Here is a 26,359-nt window from a genome sequence, read left to right as displayed (position 1 = left end):
ACTGCGGCGGATAGTTCTTCATGACCACGAGATGTCCGTTCTCAGATCCTCAGGATCCAGTGTCTCGTGTGTCCAACATCAAGGGTCAAGGCCCCGCAACCGGTACTACCTCACGACCGCTCGCGCTGATCCAGACCCGCCTCTGACCCCTGACCCCGTCAGCCTGAGGTTGGAAAACGCTCACTGCCTACCGCGGCTACGACCACGTCACCTTCCGGCGTCAGCTCCGGCGGCGCTGGATCAGGCCCGTGATCGCGAGCCGCACGACACTGGCCTGGGCATCATGTTGTCGAGCAGAGGCAGCGGCTGGGTGACGTCGTGGCGGTTGCCGCCGGACAGCGACACCGCGAGCGGGATGCCCCGGCCGTGGACGACGAGGTGGTGCTCGCTGCGCGGTCGTGCGCGGTCGACCCCACGCTCCAGACGCCGCCAGCGCGTCATGCCCGAGCCGAAGCCGAGTTCCTGAGACAGGTACTCCCCCTGGATGCCCGTGTGCAGGACGAAGAGGATCCCGCACAGGGCCTGCCGGTCCGGCACGCGGTCTGCCGTTGACCTCCTTCGAACCCGGCTTCGACAGCAACGGCTCGATCAGCGACCACAGTCCATCTGACACGACCCACGGACGCGACTGACGGTTTCCCATAGCCAAGACATACGAGCAGACAGGCCGACGGTCACATGATCAGAAGCTTTTGTCAGAGCCAGCAAGGCGGGGAGCGGAAGTCAGGGCGTGTAGTGACTGGCCTGTGTTCCCAGGACGTTCAGCAGGGCCAGGGCCTCGGCGCTGGGAGATCCCGGTGGCGCGGTGTAGAGCACGAGGTACTGGTCTCGGTCGGTGAGAGCGAGGGTGTCGCAGTCGACGGTGACCTCCCCGACGGCTGGGTGGCGGAAGGTCTTGGTGAGCATCGGCATGGTCTGTACGTCGTGCCGTTCCCAGAGGCGTGCGAAGTCGGGGCTGGTGTCGCGGAGTTCGCCGATGAGTCCGGTCACCGCGGGATCGGTGGGGTAGCGGGCGAGTGTGGTGCGGAGCTGCATGACGACGCTGAGGCGGAACTCGGCGGCATCGGAGAGCCCGTAGAGCGTCGCTTCGGCGCGCTGCGCCCCGCGGAAGGCGCGGCGTGCGAGGTTGCGGCGTTCGGGGGCGAGAGGGGTGAAGTCCTCCATGAGCGCGGCGGCGAGGTCGTTCCAGGCCAGGATTTCGAACGCGGCGGACATCACGAAGCCGGCCGTCTGGGGCAGTCGTTCCAGGAGCGTGAGGATGCTCGGGCGGACATCGCGCCGGTGCAGTCCGGTGCGGTTCGGCGCGGTGCCCGCGAGGACGTGGAGGTGGTCGGACTCCGCGTCGATGAGCCGCAGTGCGCCGGCGATCGCGGCCAGGACGTCGCCCGAGGGGCGTGGCGCCCTGCCCTGTTCGAGGCGGATGTAGTACTCGGTGGAGATGTGCGCGAGGACCGCCACCTCCTCGCGGCGGAGACCTGGTGTGCGCCGGCGCGGGCCGGAGGGGAGGCCGACGTCCTGTGGGCGGAGCCGCTCGCGGCGGCTGCGGAGGAATGCCCCGAGCTCCTGCTTGTCCATACGACAAGTGTGCGCGTATCCCGGCGGCGGATCCTGGTACAGCCTGTGCCTGTATACGTCCCGGCCGCCGGCCGGACGCTGTTGCCATGACGAACACGAACGACACGAACACCACCGACAGCGCACCCGTCGGCCTGCTCACCGGCAAGGTCATCTTCATCACCGGCGCCAGCCGCGGCATCGGGGCGGCTGCGGCCCGGCTCTTCGCCTGCGAGGGTGCCGCTGTCGTGCTCGCCGCCCGCAGCACCGACGCCCTCGAGGCCATCGTGAAGGAGATCCGCGCCGACGGCGGCGTCGCCGGGGCTGTCACCTTGGACCTCGCCGACCCCGCGAGTGTTCGCGAGGCTGTCGACCACGTCGAAGCGCTTCACGGGCGGCTGGATGGCGCTTTCAACAACGGCGCGGTTCCCCAGCGGCAGTTCGGCCCGGTCGAGACCACCAGCGACGAGGACATCGACGAGCAGTTCGCCGTGAACTTCCGTTCGCACTGGACCGCCATGACCGCCGAGGCCGCGCTCATGCGGCGGGGCGGCGGCGGGGCGATCGTCAACACCTCCAGCATCGGCAGCCGCCGCGCGAACCCCGCCCTGCCCGCCTATGGCGCCATGAAGCGCGCACTCAACAGCCTCACCGAGACCGCCGCGGTGAACTGGGCCGGTGACCGTATCCGGGTCAACGCCATCACCCCCGGCGGCACCTCCACCGAGATGATCGACACCTGGGAGGCAGCGACTCCCGGCATCGTCGAGCAGATGACCAAGTCGATCCCGCTCGGTCAGATGGCGGAGCCCCGGCAGATCGCCGAGGCGGCCGCGTGGCTGCTCAGCGACCGCGCCTCGTACGTGACCGGCGCGATCCTGCCGGTCGACGGCGGCGCCGGCGCCTGACAAGAGTGGCCCGGGTCGCAGTGCGCCCCGGAGGCTCTCGGTGGGTAGTGTCGCGACGGAGGCGTTGAGCAGCTGTGTGGTCGTCGTCGGCAGTGCCGCCCGGGACGTGGAGCGGAGCCTCGAATACGTGGTGGAGAGCGGCGGCCTCCGGTTGGGGGGCGGGCCATCCGGTCCATGAACCGGACGATCAGGCGGCGCGGCAGGACCTTGCTGGCGAGGGCGAGGCGGCAGCCATCGGTGATCACCGACGGGGCGCAGAGCGGCGATCGAGCGTGTCGCGGGTCATCAAAACGCTGACCCTCTACGTCGCCGTGCTCCCGATCACCTCGGCGGCACCGTGGCCGACGGTGACTGGCTGCTGCCGCGCCCCGCCTGGATGGCCACCATGCTGGCGATCACCGCGCTCTACTCCGTCGCGGCGAAGGCCTGGCGCGACAAGACCTGCGTGGCACTGCGGCTGGACGTCCTGCCGAAGCGGGCGGCCTTGCCGCTCATGGTCGGCCTCCCCCTGCTGCTGGTCGGCGCGGCGGTGTCCGTCGGCTTCCATCTCACCTTCGTACACCTGCCCCGGAGGACGGCTTGAGCACCGGAGGCGGCGACCCGCCGGAGGGCTACGCCACCACCATCCACGCCCCGCACCGCCTGCGCGTCTCCGGCTGTCAGCGTCGCGTGACACTGTGGCGCCATGACAACACCGACAGAGCTCACCCTCTTCGCCGACTATTTCCAGATACACGTGTGCGACGCGGATGGAGACGGCGATCTGAGCGACGCATGGACGGAGCAGGCCGTCGCCGACCACCTGGCGGTGGCACAGGATGCGCTGGGCATCGGCACGGTTGTCAACGTCAACGTGTCCGTCACGGTCGTCGTCCTGCCTCGGGAACCGAGCGATGACAGCGCGGATTTCGATCACGTGGTCGAGGCCGGCCTGGATGTCCCGTCGAGCCGCCTGATGGTCCTGGGCTGTACGGACTACGGCCCCGACGCGGCCACGTTCGAAGTCGCGCCGGGATGGAACCGCGTCCGCGTCTCCAAGCGCAACATGGCTCGGGCCGCCCAGGCCGACGTCGACTCGGACAAGAGCCCCGAGACCACCGAGAAGATCCGTATCCAGGTGTGGGCAGCCCCCCGGTTTCCGGCAACGGTCGTCAAACGATGGGCTTCGTGACCCGTTCCACAAGGAGACCCGGTCACCCGAGGGCAGGTCGCCGCGGAACGACCATCACTCTCGTCCCGCTCGATGACACACGCGACGAGAGCGTCACTGGGCGGTCCAGCCGCCGTCGGCGCTCAGGAGGGCGCCGGTGATGAAGGAGGCCGCATCGGATGCCAGGAAGGCGACGGACTCCGCGACCTCCTCCGGACGGCCGATACGTCCGAGGGGGTGGGCCGGGCCGAAGGAGGCGAGCATCTCGCGGCCGTTGGTGACGACGCCTTCCATGATGTCGGTGTCGATGACGCCGGGGAGGACGGCGTTGGAGCGGATGCCCAGCGGGCCGCCCTCGATCGCCAGGACCCTGGTGATCTGGGCCAGAGCGCCCTTGGAGGCGGCGTAGGCGGTCTGCGTGGCGAAGGCGACGACGGACGAGACGGAGGCGACGGAGACGATGGCGCCGCCGCGGCCGGCAGCCTCCATGGCACGGAAGGCCTCCCGTGCCTGGAGGAAGTTGCCGCGGGCGTTGACGCGCAGGATGGCGTCGAAGTCGTCGGCGGTGGTCTCGGTGATGGGTTTGTTGAGGGTGCGGCCGGCGTTGTTGACCAGGATGTCGAGGGAGCCGAAGCGGTCGGTGGCCAGCGTCGCGGTGGCGCGGGCGTGGTCCTCGTCCGCGACGTCGCCGACGAGGGCGGCGATGTTGTCGGGGTCCTTGGCGGCCAGGTCTTCGACTGCCGCCGAGCGGTCGGTGACGACCAGGCGGGCGCCTCGGGCGTGCAGCAGGGTGGCGGTGGCGTGGCCGATGCCGCGGGCGGCGCCGGTGACGACGGCGACGCGGCCGGTGAGGTCCCAGGGAGTGGGCAGGGGCGCGGTCATCAAAGGGTTCCTCCGGTGGAGTTCAGCGCTGGTGGGTGGGGCGGACGACGATCTCGTTGACGTCGACGTCCGTGGGCTGGGCGAGGGCGTAGGAGACCGCGCCGGCGATGGCGTCGGAGCTGATGGTGTGGGCGCGGTAGGCGCGCATCGCTTCGGCGGCCCCGGGGTCGGTGATGGTGTCGGCCAGTTCGGAGGCGACGACTCCGGGCGAGACGGTGGTGACCCGGATCGCCGGGTCGGACTCCAGGCGCAGTCCCTCGGTGATGGCCCAGGCCGCGTGCTTCGTGGCGCAGTACACGGCTGCCGTGGGCACGACCTCGTGGGCGCCGACGCTGGCGATGGTCACGAAGTGGCCCGCGCGCTGCGCGGTGAAGAGCGGCAGCGCGGCGGCGATGCCGTGCAGCAGGCCACGGATGTTGACGTCGATCATCCGGTCCCACTCATCGGTGAGCAGGGAGTCCAGGCGGGAGAGCGGCATGACGCCGGCATTGGCGACGAGGGCGTCGACGCGGCCGTGGCGTTCGCGGGCGGCGGCGACGAACGCGGCGACGTCGGCGCGGTCCGTCACGTCCAGGCGAATCGGGTGCACGCTCCCGGGCGAGTCCGCGGCGCGGTCGGCGAGCGTGCGCAGCCGGTCGGTGCGCCGCGCGCCGGCCATCACGTGGTGGCCCTCCGCTGCGAGCCGTTCGGCGACGGCCGCGCCGATGCCGCTGCTGGCGCCGGTGACGAGGACGACCTTGGGGTCGGGCTGCCCGGCGGCTTGGCGAAGTGGTGTGGTCATGGTCTTGAGGCTGGCCGATCCGCCGTCGCCGCGGGAGAGGCGGGGTTCTCCTGGGTGCAGCGCACCCAGGAAGATTGCCGGCCATGGTTCTACGATGGGGCGCATGGCAGCACGCACCGAGCTCGGCGCCTACCTCAGCGCCCGCCGCGCCCAGGTCACCCCGGCCGATGTGAACCTCCCGGCCACCGGGTACCGGCGAGTGCCCGGGCTGCGGCGCGAGGAGGTGGCCCACCTCGCGGGTGTCAGCGCCGACTACTACATCCGCCTGGAGCAGGGTCGGGAGCGTACCCCCTCGGCCCAGGTCCTGGACGCGCTGGCCGCCGCGCTACGGCTGGGCGAGGACGGTCGGCAGCACCTGTACCGCCTCGCCGGTGTCGGCCCGCGCGCCGTGGCAGCCGCGGTGCCGGACCGCGTGGAGCCGAGCCTGCTGGCCCTGATGGACGCCTGGCCCCACAACCCGGCGATCGTCTACAACCGTGCGTACGACGTCCTTGCCTCCAACGCGATCGCCGACGCGCTCTTCCACGGCTGGACACACTCCCGCAATCTGATGCACGTGGTCTTCACCGACCCGGCCGCCCGCACCTTCTACCGAGACTGGCACGAGGTCGCCCGCAACTCGGTCGCCGGCTTCCGCCTCGGCCACAGCGCGGCACCGGACGATCCCCGCGTCCGCCAGGTGCTGACCGAACTCCTCGACTCGAGCCCGGAATTCGCCGACCTGTGGTCCCGCCACGACGCCCGCGGCAAGGCCCTGGAGCACAAGCGCTTCGCCCACCGCGACGCCGGTCCGCTCACCCTGACCATGCAGACCTTCGACATCCGCTCAGCGCCGGGTCAGGAGCTCGTCGTCTATCACGCCGACCCGGCCTCCCCCAGCAGCGACGTTCTCACTCTCCTCGGCTCCTTGGCCGCCAGCCCCTCACCCGTCCAGAGGCCAGCCCTCTGAGGGGCTTGGATACACGCCTACTCGCACGGGCCACCCGCCCCACGACGACCGACCGCGCCACCGCTCACCGCTCACCGCTCACCGCTCACCGGGCACCGGGCACCGGGCACCGGGCACCGGGCCCACCGACCCGACTCTCGCCGGATCCGCAACACCCGGGTAGTCGAACGCAGTTGGTCCAGTGCAGGCTGTGGATCGTCGACGGCACTCTCGTCCCGGTCCGCGACCGCAAGGTCTGTGCGTCGTCGCATAACTACCGGTCTTCTATGAATGTGCAGGTCATCGTGGACGCCGAGACGCGTCTGGTGGTGGCCGCGGCCCGGCCGGTTCCCGGCAACGCGGCGGGCGCGAAAGCCTGGCGGAACTCCGGCCTGGCCGCGCACTGCGAAAGCGCGACGGTCTCGGTGGCGGCGAGATGCTCGCCGGACCCCTGCCCCGGGATGTACGACCCCAGCGGACCCGGCCGTCTGCTGTTCGCGTTCTTCGCGGCGATGGCTGAGACCGAACGGGACAGCATCCAGGAGTCGCCCCTCGAAGGACTCGACGCGGCGGACCGCAAGGGCGAGCACGGCGGTCGGCCGCCCGTCATGACCGAGGACAGGCTGCACACCGTGCTGAGGCGCCGGGCGAACGGCGAGTCGGTCGAGCAGATCCAGCCCGGCCTGATCATCGCCACCGGCAAGCGCAAGGGGCAGGACCCCAGCGTCGCGAGCATCGACCGGGCGCTCGCTGAGCACGCGAAGCAGGAAGCGTACCCAGAAGTCGTCGCCCAGCCGCACGCGGACGTCGCCGACCTCCAGGACGCCGATGCCCTCCCCCGTCAGCGCTTCTTATGCGCTTTTCCGTCCAGTTGAGACTGGTGATCGGATGTGCTGGGTGAGGAAGAGGGCGGCGCGGTCGAGTGCCTGGTCGGCTTCGCTGAGGGTGCCGCCGGCGAAGGCCTGGAAGACGTGGGGGGCGTCGGCGGTGATGTCGAGGATGATGTCGACTCCGGCGTCGCGGGCGCGGGCGGCGAGGCGGGTGGAATCGTCGAGGAGGATCTCGTTGGTGCCCACCTGGATGAGGAGCGGGGGGAATCCGGTCAGGTCGGCGGAGATGGCCGGACTGAGTAGGGGCTGCTCGGGGTCCTGGCCTGCGAGGTACATGGCTCCGGTGTGCATCACGGCCGCGCGGGTGAAGATCGGATCGATGCCGTCCTTGGTCGTCATGCTCTCCCCGGTCCGGGTGGCGTCCAGGCCCGGGGAGAAGGCCACGATCGCGCCGGGCAGCGGAAGCCCCGCGTCGCGGGCGGCCAGGGCGGTGGTGACCGCGTAGCCGCCGCCGGCGGAGTCCCCGGCGAACGCGATGGCGGACGGGTCCAGGCCGCTGTCGAGGAGGGCGCGGTAAGCGCTCAGGTTGTCTTCCAGACCAGCCGGGAACGGGTGCTCGGGGGCCAGCCGGTAGTCCACCGAGTACGAGTCGAACCCGGTCTTCGAGACGAGCTGCGCGGTCAGCGACAGCGCGGTCTCGGGGGAGCCGAAGACGAAGCCGCCGCCGTGGAGGTACAGGATCGTGCCCGGGCGTGCGCCGTTGTCCGGTGTGACGTGCAGGGCGGGTCGGCCACCGAGCGCGGTATGAGTGATGCGGACGTCGTCCGGCACGATCATCGTGTCCATGAGTGCCCTGAACCCGGCGCGCAGTTCCTCGACGGAGCGCGGGCCCTCGGGCCGGGCCTGACGGAGCATCGCGTCGACCTTGGCGAGCTGTGCCTTGCTCATCTGCTTCCTCCTGTGGAATGGATTCCTCTACACTATATGCCGTGGCATATAAATCAGATGGCATCGCCGACCTCCAGGGGTTCTTCGCGGATCTCGTCCGCTGCGAGACGCGCCTGTACAACGCCCTGAACGACCGCCTGCGCGAGCGGCACGGGATCGTGACGTCACAGTTCGAGTTCCTGCGGTTCCTGCGCGAGCATCCGGGCTCCCGGGTGGCCGACCTCGCCGCGGAATTCGCCATCGGCGCCGGCGCAACCAGTAAGAGCGCCGACCGCCTGGAGAAGCAGGGGTGGATCGTCCGCCAGACCAACCCGGCGGACCGCAGGTCCTCACTCCTGGCGCTGACCGACGACGGCTCACAGCTCCTCGATGCCGCCGAGACCACTTTCGCCGCGGGCCTGAGCGAGCTGGTCGAAGGAGCCCTCGACCAGTCCACGACGGCAGCCGCCGCCCAGGCCCTCCGCCGGCTGCGCTCCGCACTCGAACGCGACCAGGTCGGCACCCCCACCGGCTGAAGACGCCCGGCCGGCCGACAGAGCCGAACTGCTCACCTATGACCCCGGCGGGCCGGACCGCCTGCTGTTCGCGTTCTTCGCGGCGATGGCGGAGACCGAGGATCCGGGAGTCGACCGTCGAACGGCTCGACGCGGCGGCCGGCAAGGGCACGTGCGGCGGTCGGCCGTCATCACCGAGGACATGCTGCACACCGTGCCGAGGCGCCGGGCGAACGGCGAGTCGGTCGAGCAGATCCAGCCCGACCTGATCATTCCCACCGGCAAGCGCAGGGGCCAGGCTCCCAGCGTCGCTGGCATCTACCGCGCGCTCGGCGAGCACGAGAAGCTACAGGCGCACCCCGAGGCCGTCGAGGCGGCGCACGCCGACTTCGCGGTTCAGCGGGACGCCGACGACCGAATCTGATCCACCGCTGGACCAACGAGGGCGTCCCGTGAAGTTGATCCGCCTCTGTTCAGACGGGAACAAGGCTTCAGCGGCAGTCAGAGACGCGCCGAGCACCGTTGCGGATGGCCGGCACGGTCAAGCCTGTTCCGGCCATCCGCCACACGGGGCCAGACGCCGGCACGGCGGCCTCGCGGGCGTAATCGGTGAGGTCTTTCGGTGGGCGGCCCGGGGGCCTCCTGGACGTGGATCCTTGTCTCACCGTCGACCGACGGCCTCTCGACAACGAGTGTGCCGGTGTCGGCCTCGGGCACGCCCCGGGAGCTTCGTGACTACTTCAACCGTTGGCGGATACGTTGCCGTGCCCGGAGCGCCGAGACCGTGAGCACGGTCGCGAGGCGCTCACCCCCGCGGCCGGAGGCTCAGGAACCAGCCACGTCCGTGGGCGCGGTCCAGCCGGTAGCCCGGATCCACCCGGCCAGGTCCAGGGTGGCCGGCTCGATCGAACGCACCACCGCGAGGTCCGCAGGGGATTCCGCCGCCTTCGCGAACTCGCGGAACATCACCTGGTCGAGGTCGGTGGGAAGCACGCTCAACGGGAGGACCTCGTACCGTGCCGGGAGCCCGGCGCGCGCGCCGAACGCCGCGGCGATCCGGGGGCCCGTCAGCTCGTCGCCGACGAGCTCGACGGCTCCGCCGGGCGCCTCCGCGACGCCGAGCAGGAGCGCGGCGGCGACCCGACCGATGTCCCTGACCGAGATCATCTTCAGCGGGACGTCCTCCGGCAGCGGCAGCCTCAGCACGATCTCCCCGTGCTCCAGGCTCGGCGCCATCACGCTGGCGAAGTTCTCCATGAAGGCGGTCGCGCGAACCATCGAGGCCCTGAGGCCGGACTTCCTCAGGTGCTCCTCGATCGAGTGCTTCGAGTCGTGGTGCGGCACACCCGACTTCCGGTCCGCTCCGAAGACCGAGTTGAACACGACGTGCGGGACGCCCGCCTCGGCCGCCGCGTCGACGAGCGCGGTACCGATGCGGATCTCCGCCTCGACCTCTTCGAGGCTGTTCGCCTCCGGGGTCATGAAGTAGAACCCCTCGACCGTCGCCAGCGCCGCGGCCAGCGACGCCGGGTCGTCGGCCCGGACGGCCGCCAGCTCGACGCCGCGGGCGGCCAGCGCCTGAGCCCGGTCGGACCGCGGGTTGCGGACCAGAGCCCGCACCCGCGCCTTGTGGTCCAGCAGCGCGTCGACCACCGCCCCGCCCTGTTGCCCCGTCGCGCCGAAGACCGCGATCGTGCCGGTCGTCTGTGTGCTCATGGCTGACACCCTTCACTAGTTCATGGCATGAACGAAACTAGTTCACGCCATGAACTTCGTCAAGGTGCGGATGTAGTGGGACCTCACGGTGTGATGGGTCAGTTCGAGGCGGGCGGAGAGAGGTCCGAGGTGTCCACGATGGCGGTGGCCACGCGCTCGAAGTCGCGCTGGTCGTCGGCGTCGAGGTTCCCCGCGATCTCCGGCAGGCGCTTGGCCACCGCGGCGAAAACGGCGTCGCCGAGCACCTTCCCCGTGGGCGTCGCACGGAGCATGACGACCCGCCGGTCCTGCACCGAGCTCTCCCGGCCGACCAACTCGCGCCGCGCGGTGCGATCGACGAGCTGGCTCAACGCATTCTTGGTCATGCCCAACGACGCGGCGAGGTCAGCCATCTGCCGCGGCTCGTTCCTGACCGCGCAGAGCAGCGTGGCCTGCGAAGGGGTCAGGTCGAACTCGGTGCAGATCTGCGCGTACTTGCGTTGGATCACTACCGAGAGCCAGAAGATCTTGTCGCCATAGTCCACGCCGACCTCCCCGGTTCGAAGACGAACGATCAGCCTACTCGTCACGGGCCGGCAGTCCGCACTGGCCGGCATTCTGGGCTCGGCCATCGGTATTCGTCCCACAAGGTGGGTGATGACGGTACCGCTGACCGCCTCCTGGCTGGTCCTGGCGTCGAGCCCCGCAGGCAAGGTGCGCGAACCGCCGCTCACCGTCCCGTCAGACCATCCTGGCCGGACAGGCGATACAGCTGCGCTGCCAGAGGCAGCCCAAGGACAAACGGCTGTCCGAGGCCCGAGCGGGCATCGCCCCCGCGCCCCGCGCGGGCACAGGGGCCGACTGTCGCTGAACATGGCCAACTATCACTGAGCGTCACAGTTGCCGCGTGACCAGCACACCCCAAAATGGAACACACGAGCGATTCAATCCCGCGCGACGCACGCTGCTCGGCTTCCTCGAACGGGTGCGGCTGCGCTACCTGGACCGCACCCGCTGCTGGATCGCCGACGAGGAACGCCGCGAAGCCGAACACCGCCGCGGCATGAGGAGAGACCGGCCCCGCCCGACTGGCTCCTGGAACGCGGCCCGGGCACAGCCCACCCGTCTGCATCCACACCGGCGACTGCTGGAACGCAGGCGAGCGCAGCAAGGGCATCGGGCAGACCCAAGTACGACTGGGACGCGAAGGCCGGTGGCCGGCGGCCGACGTCAGGTCTCGTCGGAGGCAGCGCCCTTGAGGAACTGTTCGACTTCGTTGGCGACGCTCGGTTTGGCGGTCGAGGCGCGAGAGGTAGGGCGTGTGGATCCCTCGTGCACTCCGAGGCCCCCGACCCAGTGGTATCCGAAGACGGCGTCCTCGTCGATCTCGGGGGCGATCTGGATGTCGATCTGCTTGAGCATCGCTGGAGTTGCCGCAGCGTAGACCACCGCTGTCACGCGGCGCTGTGGGTAGAGGTTGTACTTCTTGATCCGGCTGGACCCGTAGACGTCGACGAACGCCTCGTGCCCGTCACGCCCTGCCCGCACCTCGAAGTGCTCCGGGTGCTCGTGGAGGTCGATGCTGTAGTACTCGCAGCCGCGGTTCTCGAAGGTGACCTGGAAGCTGATGTAGGTCAGGCCCTTGGCGTCGTCGTCGCGGCCGCGTGAGGGCGTGGCCTTCTTCAGGTGGTGCACGCGTACCCGCAGGCCGGCAAGCTCGTCGGACTGATACTCCTGCCAATCGCCGATGACGTTCGGTACGTCCATGTCCCCACCCCTCTGTCTCCCGGCCGGTAAACGTACTGCGCGGCGGTGAACGGGTCGCGACCGGGGCCTGCCGGCCATGAGCCGTCGCGCGAAGGGGCTGTCCACGAAAGTTTCTACAGCACCGACCGATGCCGGCGGATTACGCGCGCGGCGAAGCGCGTGTGGGGTAGCCGGAGAGTTGCCTGTGTTTGATGATCAGCGGATGCGCCCGCTGAAGCATGGCTAGTTGGAGCGCAAGCACATCGTTGACTGGCGGACGGTGCGCAAGGCCCTGGACTCGGTCTGGCCGGAGCCCGCCAAGCCCGCTGCGACCGTCGCCCCTGGATCCGTATAGGCGGTGACTTTTCCGCGAACGGCGCCCTCAGAGGGTGTGGGACATGCGAGGGGGAATACCTCAGGCCGGCAGTTTCGTGTCGATGACGAAGCTGATTTCGACAACCTGGCCGGGCAAGGTCAGTTCAGTGATGCCCACGACCGTGCTGGCCGGGCGGTGGTCGCCGAAGTACCCCAGGTTGCCCTCCGCCGTCGCGGCGGCGTTCTGCCGCAGGTTCACCACGTAGAGGGTCTGTGAGACGACCTGGTTCCGGGTGGCGCCGTAGTGGTCCAGGATTTTGTCCATGTTGGCGTAGGTCTGCTTGAGCTGGGCGGCGAAGTCGCCGGCGTGGAGGAACTCGCCTGCCTCGTCGAACGAGAGCTGTCCAGAGACGTGGATCAGCTCACCGGACTTGATCGCCTGTGAGTAGCCGAAGTCGCTCTCGGCCGGCACGTCGTAGGTGAAGACATCAATGGTGGCCATGGTTTTCGCCCTTCCGATCTACTCTCTTGCAGTTACTCGGGAACTGTAGGAGAGTGACGGCTGACCTGGAAGAACGCACTTTTCGGTGACTGAGGAACCTGATGGTGACCAAGCAACTACTCAAGGGCCTGCCCGAGGACGCTGACCTGCGGCGCGCAGACTCCCTGGCGCGGGAGATCTTCTCGGACGTCGCCAACAAGTGGGCGCTCCTGATCATCGAGGCGCTCGGCGAGCGCACCCTGCGCTTCAGCGAGCTGCGGAACGAGGTCGAGGGCGTCAGCCACAAGATGCTCACCCAGAATCTGCGCATGTTGGAGCGTAATGGCCTGGTCGACCGGAAGGTGTACCCCACCGTGCCGCCGCGCGTCGAGTACACCCTCACCGAGCCGGGCCGGGCACTGCGCACCGCGGTCGACGTCATATGCGGCTGGACCCACCAGCACCTCGGTCACATCGAGAGTGCGCGCGGCCGTTTCGACGCCTGAGGGGCATCCAGCGGCACCCTCGCGCGTTGCGCGATCCCTTGATCGGCCACACGTTGGTCGCCCCCAACGTGTCCGACGCTTCGCCTGATCGGACTACCGCGCCATCCTGTGGCGCAGGTTCAGAAACAGACATCTCACAGGTGGCGGACCCTCCCAAGGACTTGCTGCTATTTCTCGTGAACGTCCACGAGCCTCAAGAGATGGTCCTGCCTCCACGACGCGGCGTACCGATGCCGAGTTGTCGCGGGCCTGTGCCGCCGCGACCGGACCTCGATGACAGGTCCTGTCCGCCTCATGCTGCGTCTCTTCAAGGCAGTAGAGGGCCGCCGAGTTCCTCGCCCGGCCTCCCGCCAGCGGCGGATACGCGCCCCACGGCCTCTGACCCCCGCCGATGCCTTTGAGGCATGTCGTCGAACCCCGATGGGTCTTCGACGGCAGCACCGCGCGTCCCCAGAATGCGGGCACTACCCCTTCGCGTTGTCGAGGAGTTCACCGTGTCCCTCTTGTACACCCGGCGTTGTTGTGCTGCGTTGGCTTTTCTCGTACTGGCTCTGGTCCTCGTGCCATTCTCGCCGTCGGCAGCGAGACCCGCGTACGCCGCGACCGCCGTCCCCGGCGACCCACTCACCGGCTCCGGCGCCGTGGTCAGGTCGGTACTGACCGCCGCCGACCTGACCAGCGGCGCGGCCACTAGCACCGTCGCCGACGACGCCTTCGCGCTGCCCCCGGCGGCCGCCGCCCCGACGCACACCTTCGAGGGCACCCTGACGCTGAACGGTGTGGCCAACGCAGGCCGTTTCCGCACCATCAAGGACACCTACCACTACGCAGCGGCCGCCACGCTCAAGCACCTGCCGCCGGTGGGCATCGACCTCGTGCAGAACGGCAGCCACGTCATCCCTGCAGTCCGCGGCCTGCAAATCACCGGAAGCCCGTACTGGAATCTGATCGTCGGGGGCGGCCGCGCCTGGAACGAGAACGGCGACGGCGGCCGCACTCGCGTCTCGCTGCCCTTCGCGCTGGTCGAGCGCAACGCCAACTGCGTGCACAACGGCCTGCTGACCTTCCTCTTCGACGGCAGCACGATCTCCAAGGTCCGTTACCAGATCACGCACGAGACGTGCGAGTACTTCCAGTTCGACATGTGGGGCCAGAGCGGTGCGACCTACTCCCGGCACACGGTGACCGGTGGCACCGGCCTGAAGAAGGTGTACGCCGCCGAGGTCGCCAACCGTCTCCCGACCAAGCCGATCAGCGCGCTGAGCACCGACTACCCGAACGCCGGCATCGACACCAGTGCGTTCGGCAGCGGCGTCACCGCCTCGGCGATGAGCACGTACGGGGTGTCCTACGGCGGGGTGAACTACGTGGGCGCGTGCCAGACCCGGCAGGGCGCGTACCCGTACTGCAACCAGATGGTGCTGCCGTCGTACTCGCTGGCCAAGACGATGTTCGCCGGGATCGTGCTGATGCGGCTGACGCAGGTCTACGGCTCGTCCGTGCCCTCGCAGCTGATCCGCGACTGGGTCAGCGAGGCGGACACCTCCGCCTGGACCGGCGTCACGTTCCAGGACACCGCGAACATGGCCACCGGCAACTACTCCTCCAGCGCCTTCGAGTCCGACGAGTCCGGCAGCGGCATGACGGCGTTCTTCGATGCCGAGGCGTACGGGCCGAAGATGACCGCCGCGCTGGCCTTCCCGCACTCCGCGGCGCCCGGCACGCAGTGGGTCTACCACTCCTCCGACACCTTCGTGCTGGCCCGGGCGATGCAGAACTACCTGGTGTCCAAGGCCGGCGCCGGCAGCGACATCTACCGCTGGATCCGCGCCCAGGTATTGGTCCCGCTGCACCTGAGCCCTGACGTGCTGACCACCGTGCGCACCGGCAACAGCGCCACCGGACAGCCGCTCGGCGGGTACGGCCTGTTCTACACGCAGGACGACATCGCCAAGGTCAGCCGGTTCCTGAACGCCGACGGCGGAAGGATCGGCGGCATGCAGAAGCTCGACCCGACGATGCTCGCCGACGCGATGCAGCAGAACCCAGCGAACCGCGGCATCGGCACGCCGGCCGATGCGGCGGGCAAGACCTTCCGGTACCAGGACGGCCTGTGGGCACGGCAGTTCACCTCGGCGGACGACCCGGTGTTTACCAGCCCGGTGTACGTACCGTTCATGTCCGGCTTCGGCGGCATCACCGCGGCGATGCTGCCCAACGGCGCCACGTATTACTACTTCAGCGACAACAACGAGTTCGGCTGGTCGGCGGCGGCCGCGCAGGCGTACAAGCTGCCGGCCTCCGGCGGAGGCGGCTGAGACCGCCGAGCGCCTCGAGAGGGACGGCGTCGCCGTGGACCCCAAGTCCGGGAACATCATCCGCGGTTGACGTCCCCTCTGGCGACTGGTGGGAGGGGGCCAGGCAGATGCCAGGCCCTCTCCGACTCTCTTCTACTGCCAAGGACTGTCCGCCCGCCGTACCGAGGGGCGGGTCCCACAACTCACATGATGGTCCCGCTCCTGATCCGCGCCTTCTCGAACTCCGCCACCGGGTCGCCTCCGATGCTCCAGGCCAGGCCGTGACCGTACCGTTGATCGCCTCGAAGACCGGAGGGGCCTGGCGCGCCGCTCGGCCGGACTGGTACTGCAGAACCACCTCGGTGGTGAGCTCGGTGGCTGCGCAGGGCACGTCCGTGGGCGTGGTGACGCGGAGCGCGTCGACGAAGTCCAACACCTGGAGACGCGATCCCGTCTCCTGCGGCCCCAGACAGCGCAGCGTGCTCAGGTACGCCTCGCGGTTCCAGCGGTCGCGGGCTAGTACCACGTTCCGCAGGCCGAAGACCTCCGGCAGGCTGCTGCGCTCCAGACGTGACAGACCCAACAGGACGACCCAGGGATCCCGAGAGCTGCTGCGTCAGCCTCTCGGGCCTCCATCCGATGCGGGAAATCGCCGCATGGGGGTATTGGGGTCACCGTCCAATGCCTCACCGGTCTGAATACACTGCCGGCCAGCCATATCTCCATGTAGTCGTCGCTGCGGTTCACAGGCGGCCGGCTGCTTGTGGCCCGTACCGCTCGACACAGAAACGCGACAACCCGGCCGCGAATGCCTCGATGCTGTGCAGCGCGTAATGGCTGGCGTCCCACGCCGCGTGCAGGTGGATCTGCAACGGTTCGTCCGTGCTGTCGAGGATCAGCAGCGGGTGCAGGTCGAAGCGGGGATCGTCGGAGACCACAGCGACACCGTGGCCCGAAGCCGCCATGGCCTGCGCAACGTGCGGGGTGTCGCATTCGAGGACGATGTCGTACGAGGCGTCCGCGTCCTGCACGGCGTGGTCCAGGATGCGGCGGGTGCCGTGCGCCGGGGTGAGGACGATGAGGGGCTCCGCGGCGAGGTCCCTGATGGTGACGTGGTCCCGGTCCGCCCAAGCGTGGTCGACACGGACGTAGGCCCACAGCGGCAGGCGGGCCACCGGGAGCCCGGCGAAACGGCGCCTCGGAGGTGATGAGGAGATGGCTACGTCTGCGCCGCGCGCAAGGGCCTGGTACGCGCGTGCCGGGCTCTCCGCTTGCACGGTGACCAATGGATCCTCCGGACCCCAGGTGGCCAGGAACGGAGCGATCACATCCGTGATGGTGGTGGGCGGCGCCGCCACGGTGATCCGCATGGCGCGACCGGCGGCCAGCGCACCGACCGCGGCCTCGGCGGCGTCCGCTCGAGCGACCAGGTCCCGGGCCAGGGGGAGAAAGCGCCGGCCGGCCGCCGTCAGGACCAGCTGCTTGCCGCCGCGGTCGAAGAGCGTCATCCCCAAGGTCTTTTCCAGGCCGCGCAGTTGGCGTGACAGCGACGGCTGGGCGACGCGGACCGCCTCGGCCGCCTTGGTGACGGAACCGGTCTCCACGATGGTCAGGAAGTAGCGGAGCACTCGGAGTTCCATGGCGGCGGCCCCTCGGGAGACGTAGGAGGCACGACACCTTCATGCCTCGAAGGCATGATAACCAGCCCTTCCAAGTATTTGAGGCTATGGCTGGCCAGCCGCATTCTTGTCCCACCGGAATTTCTGGTGATCGGCGCCCGAATCTCCGTCGACGTCTCCTCGAACAGTTCCTTCGATTGGCTGGTGTTCCCGCATGGCCCGCCCCCTGCCCCTGATCCTCGCCCAGGCGCCCGGCCGCCCGGCCGACGACCTCTCGGGCTTTGCCGCCGACGTGGAGCGGCGCGTGAGACTGCGCGCACCCGGCGCCCTCGTCGTCTACCCCGAACTGCACCTCGGCGAGAGCGCCCCCGGTGTACCGGCCGCCCCGGCGGAGGGGGCCGAGCCGCTCGACGGCAAACGCGATGCGGCCTTCTCAGAGCTCGCGGGGGATCTGGGTATCTGGCTGGTGCCCGGCAGCGTCTACGAGCGCAGCACGGGCGACCGCGTCCACAACACGACACCGGTCTATTCACCCCAAGGTGAGCGCCTCGCCGCGTACCGCAAGGTCTTCCCGTGGCGCCCGTACGAGACGACCACGCCCGGCGACCGGTTCGAGATCGTCGACCTCGCCGGCCTCGGCCGCATCGGACTGTCCATCTGCTACGACACCTGGTTCCCAGAGGTCTCCCGCCACCTGGCCTGGATGGGTGCCGAGTTGATCGTCAACGTGGTCCGCACGACGACGAGCGACCGCGCACAAGAAGTCGTCCTCAACCGCGCCAACGCCATCACCAATCAGGTCTTCGTCGCCAGCGTCAACTCCGCCGCCCCCTCCGGGACCGGCCGTAGCCTCGTCATCGATCCCCAGGGCACGGTGCGCGCCGAAACCGTCGACGCCGGCGACTCCACTCTCACCGACGTGATCGACCTCGACGAGGTCAGCAACGTACGCCGCTACGGCACCGCCGGTCTCAACCGGATCTGGGAGCAGTTCCACCCCGGTGACCCGGCCCTTGAACTTCCGCTGTACGGGGGTCGCATCGACCCTGCCACCTGGAACCCCGCCCATTCCACCGAGGAGCCACGACGATGAGCACCGAGACCACAGAGAGCACCATGAGACTGAGGGGTGACCTGAGCCTCCTCTCCGTCGTCCTGTTCGGTCTGGCGTACATCTCTCCCGGCATCGTCGTCACGATCTTCGGCGTGGTCGCCGCCACCAGCGGCGGCGCGGCCCCGACCGCGTTCGCTGTCGCCACCCTCGCGATGCTGCTCACCGGGCTGAGTTACGCGAAGATGGCGCGCGCCGTGCCCGGCGCGGGGTCGGTCTACACCTACGCTCGCAAGATGCTCGACAGCCGCATCGGATTCCTGTCCGGCTGGGCGATGCTGCTCGACTACTTCTTCATCCCGATGGTCGGCTGGCTGATCACGGCGATCTACTTCCACGCCCAGTTCCCCGAGGTACCCAAGTGGGTCTGGCTGATCGTCTCGGTGGGCGTCACCACGGCCATCAATGTCTTCGGCATGAAGCTCGCGGACCGCGTCAACAAGGTCCTGATGTTCGTCGCCCTGGGGTCGCTGGTTCTCTTCGCCACCCTGTGTGTCGTCTTCCTCGGCAAGCACGGCTCCTCCGCGCCCGCCACGGACGCCCTGTGGAACTCCGGCACCTCGATCAGCGCGATCACGGCCGCCGCCGCCGTCGCCGCGTACTCCTTCCTCGGCTTCGACGCCGTCTCCACGCTGGGCGAGGAGGCCAGGGACGGAGCGAGGACGATCGGCCGCGGCATCGTCGGCTGCGTCATCGCCGCCGGCGCGATCTTCATCGCGCTCTCCTTCGTGATGCAACTGGTCCACCCGGGTGCGAAGTTCGCCGATGTCGACGCGGCCGCCTACCATCTGAAGGTGCAGGTCGGCGGCAAGGCATACGCCGAGATCATCAACTTCGTCACCATCGCCGGATCCATCGCGTCCTGTATCGCCCTGCAAGCCTCCGCCGCCCGCCTCATGTACGTCATGGGACGCGACGGCGCACTGCCCAAGGCCGTCTTCGGCAATCTCTCTCACAAAACCGGCACGCCCGTCCTGAACCTGCTGCTGACAGCGGCCGCCGGTGTACTCGCCATGAAGCTCGACCTGACCACAGCCACCTCGTTCATCAACTTCGGCGCCTTCCTCGGCTTCACCCTCGTGAACGTCTGCGTGATCGCCCACATGGTCCGAGAGCGCGGAGCCGGCCGCACCCCCCACCGCTTCTCATACCTGGTAATGCCGGCCATCGGCGCCGCCGTCTCCCTCTACCTACTCACGAAGCTCGGGCACGTCGCACTCCAAATCGGCGGCGTCTGGCTGGCGATCGGCATCGCCTACCTGGCCGTCCTGACCAAGGGCTTCCGCCGGCCCGCACCGGAGATGACTTTCGGCGACGACACCCCGGCCACGGACACAGTCACCTCGTAGCTCCCCTCCCGATGTGAGGAGACGAGGGTGCCCCCGACGACGTGGCTGGTGTCCCATTTCCGCTTTCACCTGCACTTCACGCCCACCGGTTCGTCCTGGCTCAACCCGGTCGAGCGGTGGTTCGCCGAGCTGACCAACAAGCAGATACGGCGCGGAGTCCACAAAAGTGTCCAGGCGCTGGAGGACATCCGCCCTGGATCGCCGCGTGGAACACCGAGCCCAAGCCCTACGTCCGGACCAAGACCGCGGACGAGATCCTCGAACGACTCGCCAGCTGTCTGAACAGACTTCCCGACTCAGAAAACTAGGACGTGTCCGTTGATTCGATCGTGTGGTCATCGGTCTGGCCAGTCCGATGACCACACGTCGTGCGGGTCCGCGGACCTGTGGTGCGCAGATGGTCGCGCAGCGCGGTCAGCACGGGGTGTTGGTCTCCGCTGCGGAACAGCAGCACGTGCGTGTAGACCGGGGTCGGGTCGTGCAAGGGGATGCGCCGTAGGTCGTGGTTCCGGGGCCACTCGTACCGGTCCCCGCTGCCGACGAGGGTGGCCAGCGAGGCCGAGTCGGCCAGCACGTCCATCAGGCCCTCGTCACCGAAGTTGGGGCCGAGCGCGTCGATCCTCAGGCCGAATGCCTCGGACAGCGCCTGGTGGAACGCCGCCCACTCCGTCCCCCGCCTGATTCCGGGGATCCAGATGCGGTGGTCGACCAGGTCGGCAGGACTGACCCAGGACACGCCGGCCAACGGGTGGGCGGGGCCAACCAGGACCTCCAGGGGTGCGTCCAGGAGTCGTTCGGCGCTGATCCCAGCCGGGGCCTCGTCTGCTGGCAGGGCACGGAAGGACGCGTCGACGGTCCCTTCGAGCACCGCCTGGGCGGCCTGGGCGGCGTTCTCCATACTCAGCGTGACCACGTCCAGGTCCATTTCGGGGTGGGAGCGGTAGAACCGGCAGACAGCCTGGGCAGGAGCGATGCGCCGATGGAGAACATCTACGCGCAAGGACCGGCTGCCGGGGCGCACAGCCTGTTCGGCCTGCTCAATGGCCGCCAGGACGCCGCCCGGGTGATCAAGAAGATCGACTGAGCCCGGACGGGCTGCTGGACCGGGTACGCAGCGCCTCTGCGGTCCGGTCCTGATGCCGCGTCATGTCCGGCTGTCCGACGGCAGTGGGACCGCATTCGACCTCTGCCGCCTTCCAATACCGGTCGGGCCGTCATCGTGAGGCCCGGCCACGAGGTTCGACAAGCTCGCGATCGTCTACCGCTCGGCCGCAGTCCTCGCCGCAGTGCTGGTCTGGGCTCGCAATTGGACGGATACGACCTAATGGTGCTGAACACCCAGAGCGTCGACGCGGCCGCCGGGGTCCCCGCGTCCACCACCGGCCGGGACCCGACGAAGAGGGTGCCGGGCCGCGAGCGGGGACTGGCCGTGGACGTGTTGCGCCTGGGCACAGCCGTCATCCCGGGGCATACGGTCCCCCTGTAACTCCGGTGTCATGTAGCCCTCCTCCGGCAGGGAGGCAGCACCACCGGGCCGCCGTGTGGGACCGGCTCCGGGGCCCGGCCGGTCGCACACGGCGGCCCGCAGCGAACAGGCCGGCGGGCCGAGCCGGCTCAGGCGTGCGGGAAGCGCGGTCGGTCTCCCCGCGCGGCTGTCGTCACACCGCCCACTTGGAGCAGTTGGAGGCGCTGGCCCACGCGTGGCTGCTGATGCTGTTGTTCGCTGAGGCGCCGGTGTTGTAGTTGTCGTCGGACAGGTTGGACGCCCAGCCCTCGGACCGACTGAGGCAGATGTGCCCACCGCTGTAGCCGGTGCCGTTGTAGAACTTGACCTCGTAGCTGTTGCCGTTGTTCAGGATCGACGAGGCCTTGTTGGTGTCGCCGCCCTGGAAGCTCAGCGCGGAGTCACCCCAGTTGGAGTCGTCGCCGGACGCGTGGCCGAGGTGGCCGACGCAGTTGGTGCTGTCGTAGGCGTACATGTAACCGGAGTACGCGCCGGCCATGGCGTCGGAGCAGTCCGCCGCCTGGGCGGAGGTCGCGGGGACGAGGGCACCCAGGGATGCCACGGCGACGGTCGTGAGGGCAGCGAAAGCCTTACGCATGAGGTGGTACTCCTTCATGTGTCGGTGTGTGTCGGTGTGTGTCGGTGTTCCTTCATCCGCGACCGCTGTGCCGCGGACACCTGTGCATCACTCGCCGGTGAGATCCCGGGCTCGGGAGAGGGCGGCCAGCCCCATGCGCTGGTAGGCGGCATTCTCTTTGGCGTATTTCTTCAGCAGGGGGGACCGGTGCTCACGCTCGAGTCGGCGCGCGGTCTTTCCGAGATTCGTCCTCACGGCACACGTCGCCTCGGCCACCGCCAGCTCGACCTCGTAGGACTGGGCCTGCCGTGAGCTCATTCCTTCGGTGTTCGCGGCGCGTTTCTCGCGGATCTCGTCCGGCGAGGAGAACGGTCGGCCGGCCTCCTTCATGCAGTGCGACCACGCGCCGACCGTCTTCTTCATCCGCGCGTCGGCGAGAATACGCGGGACGTAGAGCGGAGTGAGGCTCGTGACGGTCTTCTTCGCCTTGAACCAGGCCTCGAGGTCTCCGTAGAGGCGGGTACGGGCTGCTGCCCAGCAGCCCGTCCGAGGGGTCTCGATGGAGCCTCCGGCCGGCAGGTCCACGCTCAGGACGTCGTCGTAGTCGCCGTTGAGGGCCGTGTTGTAGCGGATGCGGTCCTTCCTCGGGAGCTCGTTCGGGTACCGGACGTTCGGGTGCTCACGGCGCTCCTTCTCGGCCGCCTCGTCGAAGGGGCGGCCGTAGCCGTACTTCCTCGCCCACGTGATGTCGTCGATCACGTAACGCCCCGCTTTACGGGCGTCGGCACTCGCCACCGGACCCACCCAGTACGAGAATCCCTTGTTCTCCATGCATTCCTTGACGAGTGCGTACTCGGCGTACTCGATTTCCATCTCCTCGGGGACGGTCAGGTCCCGCAGCTCACTGTCCGAAATCGACACCATGTCCCCCTGTGATGGTTCTGCCGAGTTGGCCGCGCCCTCCTCTCCCGTGCCACAGCCCGCCGTGATGCAGGCAGCCGCCAGGACGGCGACGGATAAGGAGAATGTCCGCCTCATGTGATGCGCTCCCTACGGCTGACGCGGCTTCCGAGCCGCCTTCGACGAGCGTTTCATCCGGTCCTGCCCTTGGACCTTAGGGTCATCACGAGACTCGGAATGTGTCATCCGTGCAGGGAACTTGGTCAGTTGTGCATCGCATCGCGGGAGCGCCGCAGCAGCGAGATCCGGCCACCCGCGTGGCCGTTGAAGTCGTTGCACGGCCCGGAGGGCCTTCGACACACTGAGGTCAGGAACCCGACGCGGCGAGGGGGCACGTGTGCGGCAACGGGCTGGGGGCTGCCAGGCCGGCTCTGTGACCGGAACAGGCGGAGGGCTGTCGCATGAGCCCGGTCCTTGACACGGCGTACGTCCCGCCGCGGGACCGGGAGGAAGTGGTCCGGAACGCGGTGTGGGAATCCGTGGTGGCAGTCGACATCGACCACCGTCCTGCGGCTGCGGACATCGCCGTCCGCATAGGACTCGGCGCCGTGGGGCCCCTGCGGATCTGCTCGGCGCGGGCGACCGCGGTCACGATCCGTCGGACGGAGCAGTTGGCCCGGGAGGATGAGGAGCCAGCCGTCTTCCTCGGGCTTCAGGTGTCGGGCACCAGTCTGGTGGCGCAGAACGGCCGCGAGTGCGTGCTGCGGCCGGGCGAACTGGCCGTCTACGAATCGATCGCTCCCTACACACTCCTCTTCGACGAGGGGGTCGACCACCACTTCTTACGTTTCCCACGTGCCGCGCTCGCGCTCCCCGACCGGTTGTTACGGGACAGCACCACGGTCGCCCTGGGAGCCGACAATCCCGTCGCGCGCCTTGCCTTCACCTATTTCTCCCAACTGGCCCTAAGCGACGATCTGCATCAGGGTGCGCACGCCGGCGCTGTCGTGGAACCCAGCATCGAACTGCTCCGTGCCGTCCTGACCACGCAGCGGGGCAGCTCCAGCCTGGCCAGAGCGCCGATGGAGGCCAGCCTCAGCCTGCGGATCACTCATTTCGTCCAGGAGCATCTGGCGGACCCCGACCTGTCGGCGGCATGGATCGCCGCCGCACACGACATCTCCGTACGCCATCTCTACACAGTGCTGTCCCGGTCGGGAATCAGTCTCGGAGACTGGATCCGCACGCGCCGACTCGCCGAATGCAGGCGGGAGTTGGCCGGCCCGGACGGGCGGCTGCGGACCATCGCGGCGATAGGACGACGTTGGGGCTTCGTGGACGCGTCCCACTTCAGCAAGGTGTTCAAACGGACGTACGGAATCTCGCCCCGTGCCTGGCGCGAGCAGAACCAGACCCGCTCTCGCACGTGAGGGTGCCCCTGCGGGCAGCGCCTGTGCGCCGTGCTGCCCGGGCCCCCATGCTCCGGCCCCGCTACAGCGGCGTGACCCACTGGCGGTACGGGTCCCACTCTTCGCCCATGCAGCGTGCACGGATCGCTTCGCGCCGGCCACAGGGGAGCAGGGAGCAGGCGGGTCGGGACGGACCGGAATGACCATTGCACTCACACGAGCGGCGCACTCGGCGAACACTGACCGCGCCCCGGGATGCGGCCGCCGTCAAGGTGCATGGTCACCTCTGTGCTGCGTGGCCTGGTCGCCGCGCTCCTCGTTGTCCTGTCCCTCACCGCGTCCATGCCCGCCCACGGAGTGAATGATCTTGGTTCATGGCGCGGGGAAATCTCACGGACGATCAGTGGACGACGCTGGAGCCGTTGTTGCCAAACGGGGTGAAGGCGGGTCGGCCGCCTGTCTGGTCTCGGCGGCGGCTCATCGACGGCATACGGTTCCGGGTCCGGACCGGTGTTGCGTGGCGACCCGTACCCGTCGAGTACGGGTTGTGGGGCCGGATCTACGACCTGTTCCGCCGGCGGCAACGGGATGGCACCTGGCACCGGGTCCTCACCCAGCTCCAGTCCCTGGCCGACGCGAAGGGTGCGATCACGTGGGAACTGGGCGTCGACTCCGCGGTATGCCGTGCCCATCAGCATGCGGCCGGGGCCCGGAAGCGGGGTGACCTGCAGAAGGAGTCACCGGGTGGCGTCTTCACCGAGCCTGGTGATCACGGGCTGGGGCGTTCGCGCGGTGGGTTCACCACCAAGCTGCACCTGGCCGTCGAACAGGGGCAGGGGCCCATGTCGATCGTGGTGACGGCCGGGCAGCGTGAAGACTCGCCGCAGTTCGAACGGGTGCTGGAGAAGATTCGCGTGCCCCGCATCGGGCCGGGCCGGCCACGCGTCCGCCCCGATCGCGTGCGGGCCGACAAGGCGTACGCGTCCCGCAAGAACCGCGCCTACCTGCGCCGACGCGGGATTCGATGCACCATCCCGGACAAGGCCGACCAGGCCCGCAACCGCAAGAGACTGGCCACGAGATACGACAAGCTCGCGGTCCGCTATGAGGCGACCGTCCTCGTCGCGGCCATCAAGGAGTGGCTGTGACCACACACGCGCACCGTCTTTTCGTTAACCCGTTGCCCAGGAGTCAATCGGCCAGCTAGGTTCACCCAGCCGCCTGCATTGGTGCAGGTCGGCGCTGTCGACGAGGAGGTGTGGAGCACATGCGCAGGAGTGCCCAGGAGTTGAGCTCGCGTACTGACCTTTGCCACCTCCTCTCGACGGAGAAACCTTGTCCCTTCTCATCACTCCACTGACCGACCCCGCTCACGGGCCGCACGGCCGGCGTCTTGCCTGGTTGGCGTCGGACGCGGATTCCATCCCCGCCGGAACGGCCTTTCTGCGCCTGTTCGATGGCGGACAAAAGCACCTGGCTGACCTCGACCTCCGCGTTCATCCCGCGGAGCGCCGCAAGGGAGTCGGCTCCCGGCTCCTCAACACCGCCGTGGCCACCGCCCGGGACAACGCCCGACGCTGCGTTGTCGCGCAGGCCGAAGCCGGATCGCCCGGCGACCACTTCCTGGCAGCGCGCGGTTTCCGGAAGGTCCTCACCTTGAGGTTCACCCGCTTGCCACTGGCTGACGTGGATACCGCCGTCCTCGCCGAGATCAGCGAGCGTCCGCATCCCGGCTACCGGCTGATTTCATGGCAGGGAACCGTCCCCGACGACCTCGCCCAGACGTTCGCCGCCTCACGCCGCGCCATGGACGACATGCCCATGGACGACACCGAGTACGGCACCGTGACCTGGGACGTGGACCGCGTGCGGGCCGCGGCGAAGGCCGTCGAACAGCGCGGCGACCACCTGCACACCGTCGTCGCCATCGACGCCTCCAACGGCTCGGTCGCCGGGTTCACCGAACTCGTCATCCCCGGCGTCTGCACAGGTGACGGCCAGCACTACGGCACCGGTGTGCTGCCCGAGCACCGTGGACACGGCCTCGGCCGATGGATGAAGGCCGAGTCGATCCGACAGGCCCATAGGGACTATCCGGACCTCGGTGGCCTCCTGACCGACACCGCCGACAGCAACACACACATGAGACAGATCAACGACGGTCTCGGCTACACACCCACGCACACGACACACCAACATCAGCTCGACCTTTAGCAGAGAGCGGACGGGCCGGGCCGGGGCACCACCCCGCCCGGCCTGTCCCCGCTTTCGATACACGGCCTAGTCTTCTGAGTCGGGAATTCTGTTCAGATAGTTGGCGAGGCGTTCGAGGATCTCGTCCGCGGTCTTGGTCCAGACGTAGGGCCTGGGGGCGG

26 protein-coding genes and 4 pseudogenes are annotated in these 26,359 nt (G+C 68.8%); 17 read left to right on the top strand and 13 right to left on the bottom strand.

Annotated elements, in window-relative coordinates; genetic code table 11:
- Positions 1-276: 276 nt before the first annotated feature.
- A pseudogene (locus ACZ6IM_RS40655) lies at positions 277-643 on the bottom strand (transposase); the annotation flags it as partial.
- A gap of 80 nt (positions 644-723) precedes the next feature.
- Entirely contained in the window at positions 724-1,575 is an 852-nt protein-coding gene (locus ACZ6IM_RS40650; protein WP_469564185.1) for a helix-turn-helix transcriptional regulator, read from the bottom strand.
- Positions 1,576-1,661: 86 nt separating this feature from the next.
- Here ACZ6IM_RS40650 and ACZ6IM_RS40645 point away from each other — a divergent pair, with 86 nt between their 5' ends.
- From ACZ6IM_RS40645 to ACZ6IM_RS40635, 3 genes are all read left to right on the top strand, one after another.
- Positions 1,662-2,462 carry an SDR family NAD(P)-dependent oxidoreductase gene (locus ACZ6IM_RS40645; protein ID WP_469564182.1) on the top strand — a complete coding sequence of 267 codons (801 nt, stop codon included), beginning with the start codon at positions 1,662-1,664 and terminating at the stop codon, positions 2,460-2,462.
- 337 nt (positions 2,463-2,799) lie between these two features.
- Complete coding sequence (locus ACZ6IM_RS40640) at positions 2,800-3,045, top strand: hypothetical protein (RefSeq protein WP_469564179.1); 246 nt, start codon at positions 2,800-2,802, stop codon at positions 3,043-3,045.
- Between the two features lie 102 nt (positions 3,046-3,147).
- Positions 3,148-3,633: a hypothetical protein gene (locus ACZ6IM_RS40635; RefSeq protein ID WP_469564176.1), complete on the top strand. Its 486-nt coding sequence runs from the start codon at positions 3,148-3,150 to the stop codon at positions 3,631-3,633.
- 93 nt (positions 3,634-3,726) lie between these two features.
- On the opposite strand, the gene ACZ6IM_RS40630 is transcribed toward ACZ6IM_RS40635, so the two are convergent.
- Together ACZ6IM_RS40630 and ACZ6IM_RS40625 are read right to left on the bottom strand one after the other, a co-directional pair.
- A complete protein-coding gene (locus tag ACZ6IM_RS40630) occupies positions 3,727-4,494 on the bottom strand; it encodes an SDR family NAD(P)-dependent oxidoreductase (protein WP_469564173.1) in 768 nt (255 codons plus the stop codon).
- Positions 4,495-4,516: 22 nt separating this feature from the next.
- Positions 4,517-5,275, bottom strand: coding sequence for an SDR family oxidoreductase (locus ACZ6IM_RS40625; protein WP_469564171.1), 759 nt, complete (start codon positions 5,273-5,275; stop codon positions 4,517-4,519).
- Positions 5,276-5,369: 94 nt separating this feature from the next.
- Here ACZ6IM_RS40625 and ACZ6IM_RS40620 point away from each other — a divergent pair, with 94 nt between their 5' ends.
- Positions 5,370-6,224 (top strand): helix-turn-helix domain-containing protein, encoded by an 855-nt coding sequence (locus ACZ6IM_RS40620; RefSeq protein ID WP_469564169.1) that lies wholly within the window; start codon positions 5,370-5,372, stop codon positions 6,222-6,224.
- Between the two features lie 155 nt (positions 6,225-6,379).
- Positions 6,380-6,625, top strand: a pseudogene (locus tag ACZ6IM_RS40615) (IS5/IS1182 family transposase); the annotation flags it as partial.
- A gap of 429 nt (positions 6,626-7,054) precedes the next feature.
- On the opposite strand, the gene ACZ6IM_RS40610 reads toward ACZ6IM_RS40615, so the two are convergent.
- Positions 7,055-7,981, bottom strand: coding sequence for an alpha/beta hydrolase (locus tag ACZ6IM_RS40610; protein ID WP_469564167.1), 927 nt, complete (start codon positions 7,979-7,981; stop codon positions 7,055-7,057).
- A gap of 41 nt (positions 7,982-8,022) precedes the next feature.
- Between ACZ6IM_RS40610 and ACZ6IM_RS40605 the strand changes: the two genes are divergently transcribed.
- A complete protein-coding gene (locus ACZ6IM_RS40605) occupies positions 8,023-8,496 on the top strand; it encodes a MarR family winged helix-turn-helix transcriptional regulator (RefSeq protein ID WP_469564165.1) in 474 nt (157 codons plus the stop codon).
- A gap of 151 nt (positions 8,497-8,647) precedes the next feature.
- Positions 8,648-8,899, top strand: a complete 252-nt coding sequence (locus tag ACZ6IM_RS40600; RefSeq protein ID WP_469564162.1) for a hypothetical protein — start codon at positions 8,648-8,650, stop codon at positions 8,897-8,899.
- A gap of 401 nt (positions 8,900-9,300) precedes the next feature.
- Here the strand turns inward: ACZ6IM_RS40600 and ACZ6IM_RS40595 are convergent, their stop codons facing one another.
- Both ACZ6IM_RS40595 and ACZ6IM_RS40590 read right to left on the bottom strand, forming a co-directional pair.
- Positions 9,301-10,191 carry an NmrA family NAD(P)-binding protein gene (locus ACZ6IM_RS40595; protein ID WP_469564159.1) on the bottom strand — a complete coding sequence of 297 codons (891 nt, stop codon included), beginning with the start codon at positions 10,189-10,191 and terminating at the stop codon, positions 9,301-9,303.
- 98 nt (positions 10,192-10,289) lie between these two features.
- On the bottom strand, positions 10,290-10,715 hold the full coding sequence (locus ACZ6IM_RS40590) for a MarR family winged helix-turn-helix transcriptional regulator (protein WP_469564156.1): 426 nt from the start codon (positions 10,713-10,715) through the stop codon (positions 10,290-10,292).
- A gap of 543 nt (positions 10,716-11,258) precedes the next feature.
- Between ACZ6IM_RS40590 and ACZ6IM_RS40585 the strand changes: the two genes are divergently transcribed.
- Complete coding sequence (locus ACZ6IM_RS40585; protein ID WP_469564188.1) at positions 11,259-11,429, top strand: DUF6233 domain-containing protein; 171 nt, start codon at positions 11,259-11,261, stop codon at positions 11,427-11,429.
- On the opposite strand, the gene ACZ6IM_RS40580 is transcribed toward ACZ6IM_RS40585, so the two are convergent.
- Both ACZ6IM_RS40580 and ACZ6IM_RS40575 read right to left on the bottom strand, forming a co-directional pair.
- Positions 11,401-11,937 (bottom strand): hypothetical protein, encoded by a 537-nt coding sequence (locus ACZ6IM_RS40580; RefSeq protein WP_469564154.1) that lies wholly within the window; start codon positions 11,935-11,937, stop codon positions 11,401-11,403. The two genes, ACZ6IM_RS40585 and ACZ6IM_RS40580, sit on opposite strands and share 29 nt — an antisense overlap.
- Positions 11,938-12,331: 394 nt before the next feature.
- The gene (locus tag ACZ6IM_RS40575) at positions 12,332-12,733 is read right to left on the bottom strand and encodes a RidA family protein (RefSeq protein WP_469564151.1); all 402 of its coding nucleotides are present in this window, start codon (positions 12,731-12,733) and stop codon (positions 12,332-12,334) included.
- Between the two features lie 101 nt (positions 12,734-12,834).
- Here ACZ6IM_RS40575 and ACZ6IM_RS40570 point away from each other — a divergent pair, with 101 nt between their 5' ends.
- Both ACZ6IM_RS40570 and ACZ6IM_RS40565 read left to right on the top strand, forming a co-directional pair.
- On the top strand, positions 12,835-13,218 hold the full coding sequence (locus ACZ6IM_RS40570; protein ID WP_271413943.1) for a winged helix-turn-helix transcriptional regulator: 384 nt from the start codon (positions 12,835-12,837) through the stop codon (positions 13,216-13,218).
- 530 nt (positions 13,219-13,748) lie between these two features.
- The gene (locus tag ACZ6IM_RS40565; RefSeq protein ID WP_469564147.1) at positions 13,749-15,536 is read left to right on the top strand and encodes a serine hydrolase domain-containing protein; all 1,788 of its coding nucleotides are present in this window, start codon (positions 13,749-13,751) and stop codon (positions 15,534-15,536) included.
- 722 nt (positions 15,537-16,258) lie between these two features.
- Here the strand turns inward: ACZ6IM_RS40565 and ACZ6IM_RS40560 are convergent.
- On the bottom strand, positions 16,259-17,155 hold the full coding sequence (locus tag ACZ6IM_RS40560) for a LysR family transcriptional regulator (RefSeq protein WP_469564145.1): 897 nt from the start codon (positions 17,153-17,155) through the stop codon (positions 16,259-16,261).
- Positions 17,156-17,348: 193 nt separating this feature from the next.
- On the opposite strand from ACZ6IM_RS40560, the gene ACZ6IM_RS40555 reads away from it, so the two are divergent.
- The 3 genes and pseudogenes from ACZ6IM_RS40555 to ACZ6IM_RS40545 form a co-directional block, all read left to right on the top strand.
- The gene (locus tag ACZ6IM_RS40555; protein WP_469564142.1) at positions 17,349-18,227 is read left to right on the top strand and encodes a carbon-nitrogen hydrolase family protein; all 879 of its coding nucleotides are present in this window, start codon (positions 17,349-17,351) and stop codon (positions 18,225-18,227) included.
- Entirely contained in the window at positions 18,224-19,594 is a 1,371-nt protein-coding gene (locus tag ACZ6IM_RS40550) for an APC family permease (protein WP_469564139.1), read from the top strand. Before ACZ6IM_RS40555 ends, ACZ6IM_RS40550 begins: the two co-directional genes overlap by 4 nt.
- 66 nt (positions 19,595-19,660) lie before the next feature.
- A pseudogene (locus ACZ6IM_RS40545) lies at positions 19,661-19,902 on the top strand (IS630 family transposase); the annotation flags it as partial.
- On the opposite strand, the gene ACZ6IM_RS40540 reads toward ACZ6IM_RS40545, so the two are convergent.
- On the bottom strand, positions 19,899-20,507 hold the full coding sequence (locus tag ACZ6IM_RS40540; protein ID WP_469564136.1) for a substrate-binding domain-containing protein: 609 nt from the start codon (positions 20,505-20,507) through the stop codon (positions 19,899-19,901). The pseudogene ACZ6IM_RS40545 and the gene ACZ6IM_RS40540 sit on opposite strands and share 4 nt — an antisense overlap.
- A 408-nt stretch (positions 20,508-20,915) precedes the next feature.
- Here ACZ6IM_RS40540 and ACZ6IM_RS40535 point away from each other — a divergent pair.
- Positions 20,916-21,056 (top strand): annotated as a pseudogene (locus ACZ6IM_RS40535) (IS5/IS1182 family transposase); the annotation flags it as partial.
- 196 nt (positions 21,057-21,252) lie between these two features.
- On the opposite strand, the gene ACZ6IM_RS40530 reads toward ACZ6IM_RS40535, so the two are convergent.
- Both ACZ6IM_RS40530 and ACZ6IM_RS40525 read right to left on the bottom strand, forming a co-directional pair.
- Positions 21,253-21,696 (bottom strand): peptidase inhibitor family I36 protein, encoded by a 444-nt coding sequence (locus ACZ6IM_RS40530; protein ID WP_469564133.1) that lies wholly within the window; start codon positions 21,694-21,696, stop codon positions 21,253-21,255.
- Positions 21,697-21,783: 87 nt separating this feature from the next.
- The gene (locus ACZ6IM_RS40525; RefSeq protein ID WP_469564130.1) at positions 21,784-22,599 is read right to left on the bottom strand and encodes a hypothetical protein; all 816 of its coding nucleotides are present in this window, start codon (positions 22,597-22,599) and stop codon (positions 21,784-21,786) included.
- A 437-nt stretch (positions 22,600-23,036) separates the two neighbouring features.
- Between ACZ6IM_RS40525 and ACZ6IM_RS40520 the strand changes: the two genes are divergently transcribed.
- The 3 genes from ACZ6IM_RS40520 (at position 23,037) to ACZ6IM_RS40510 (ending at position 26,198) form a co-directional block, all read left to right on the top strand.
- Positions 23,037-24,005: an AraC-like ligand-binding domain-containing protein gene (locus tag ACZ6IM_RS40520; RefSeq protein ID WP_469564127.1), complete on the top strand. Its 969-nt coding sequence runs from the start codon at positions 23,037-23,039 to the stop codon at positions 24,003-24,005.
- Positions 24,006-24,358: 353 nt separating this feature from the next.
- The gene (locus ACZ6IM_RS40515) at positions 24,359-25,132 is read left to right on the top strand and encodes an IS5 family transposase (RefSeq protein WP_469564126.1); all 774 of its coding nucleotides are present in this window, start codon (positions 24,359-24,361) and stop codon (positions 25,130-25,132) included.
- A gap of 187 nt (positions 25,133-25,319) precedes the next feature.
- Positions 25,320-26,198, top strand: a complete 879-nt coding sequence (locus ACZ6IM_RS40510) for a GNAT family N-acetyltransferase (protein WP_469564123.1) — start codon at positions 25,320-25,322, stop codon at positions 26,196-26,198.
- Positions 26,199-26,359: the final 161 nt, after the last annotated feature.

The organism is Streptomyces sp. NPDC042336 (genome assembly GCF_055581985.1).
This window is presented reverse-complemented; position numbering and strand designations above follow the sequence as displayed.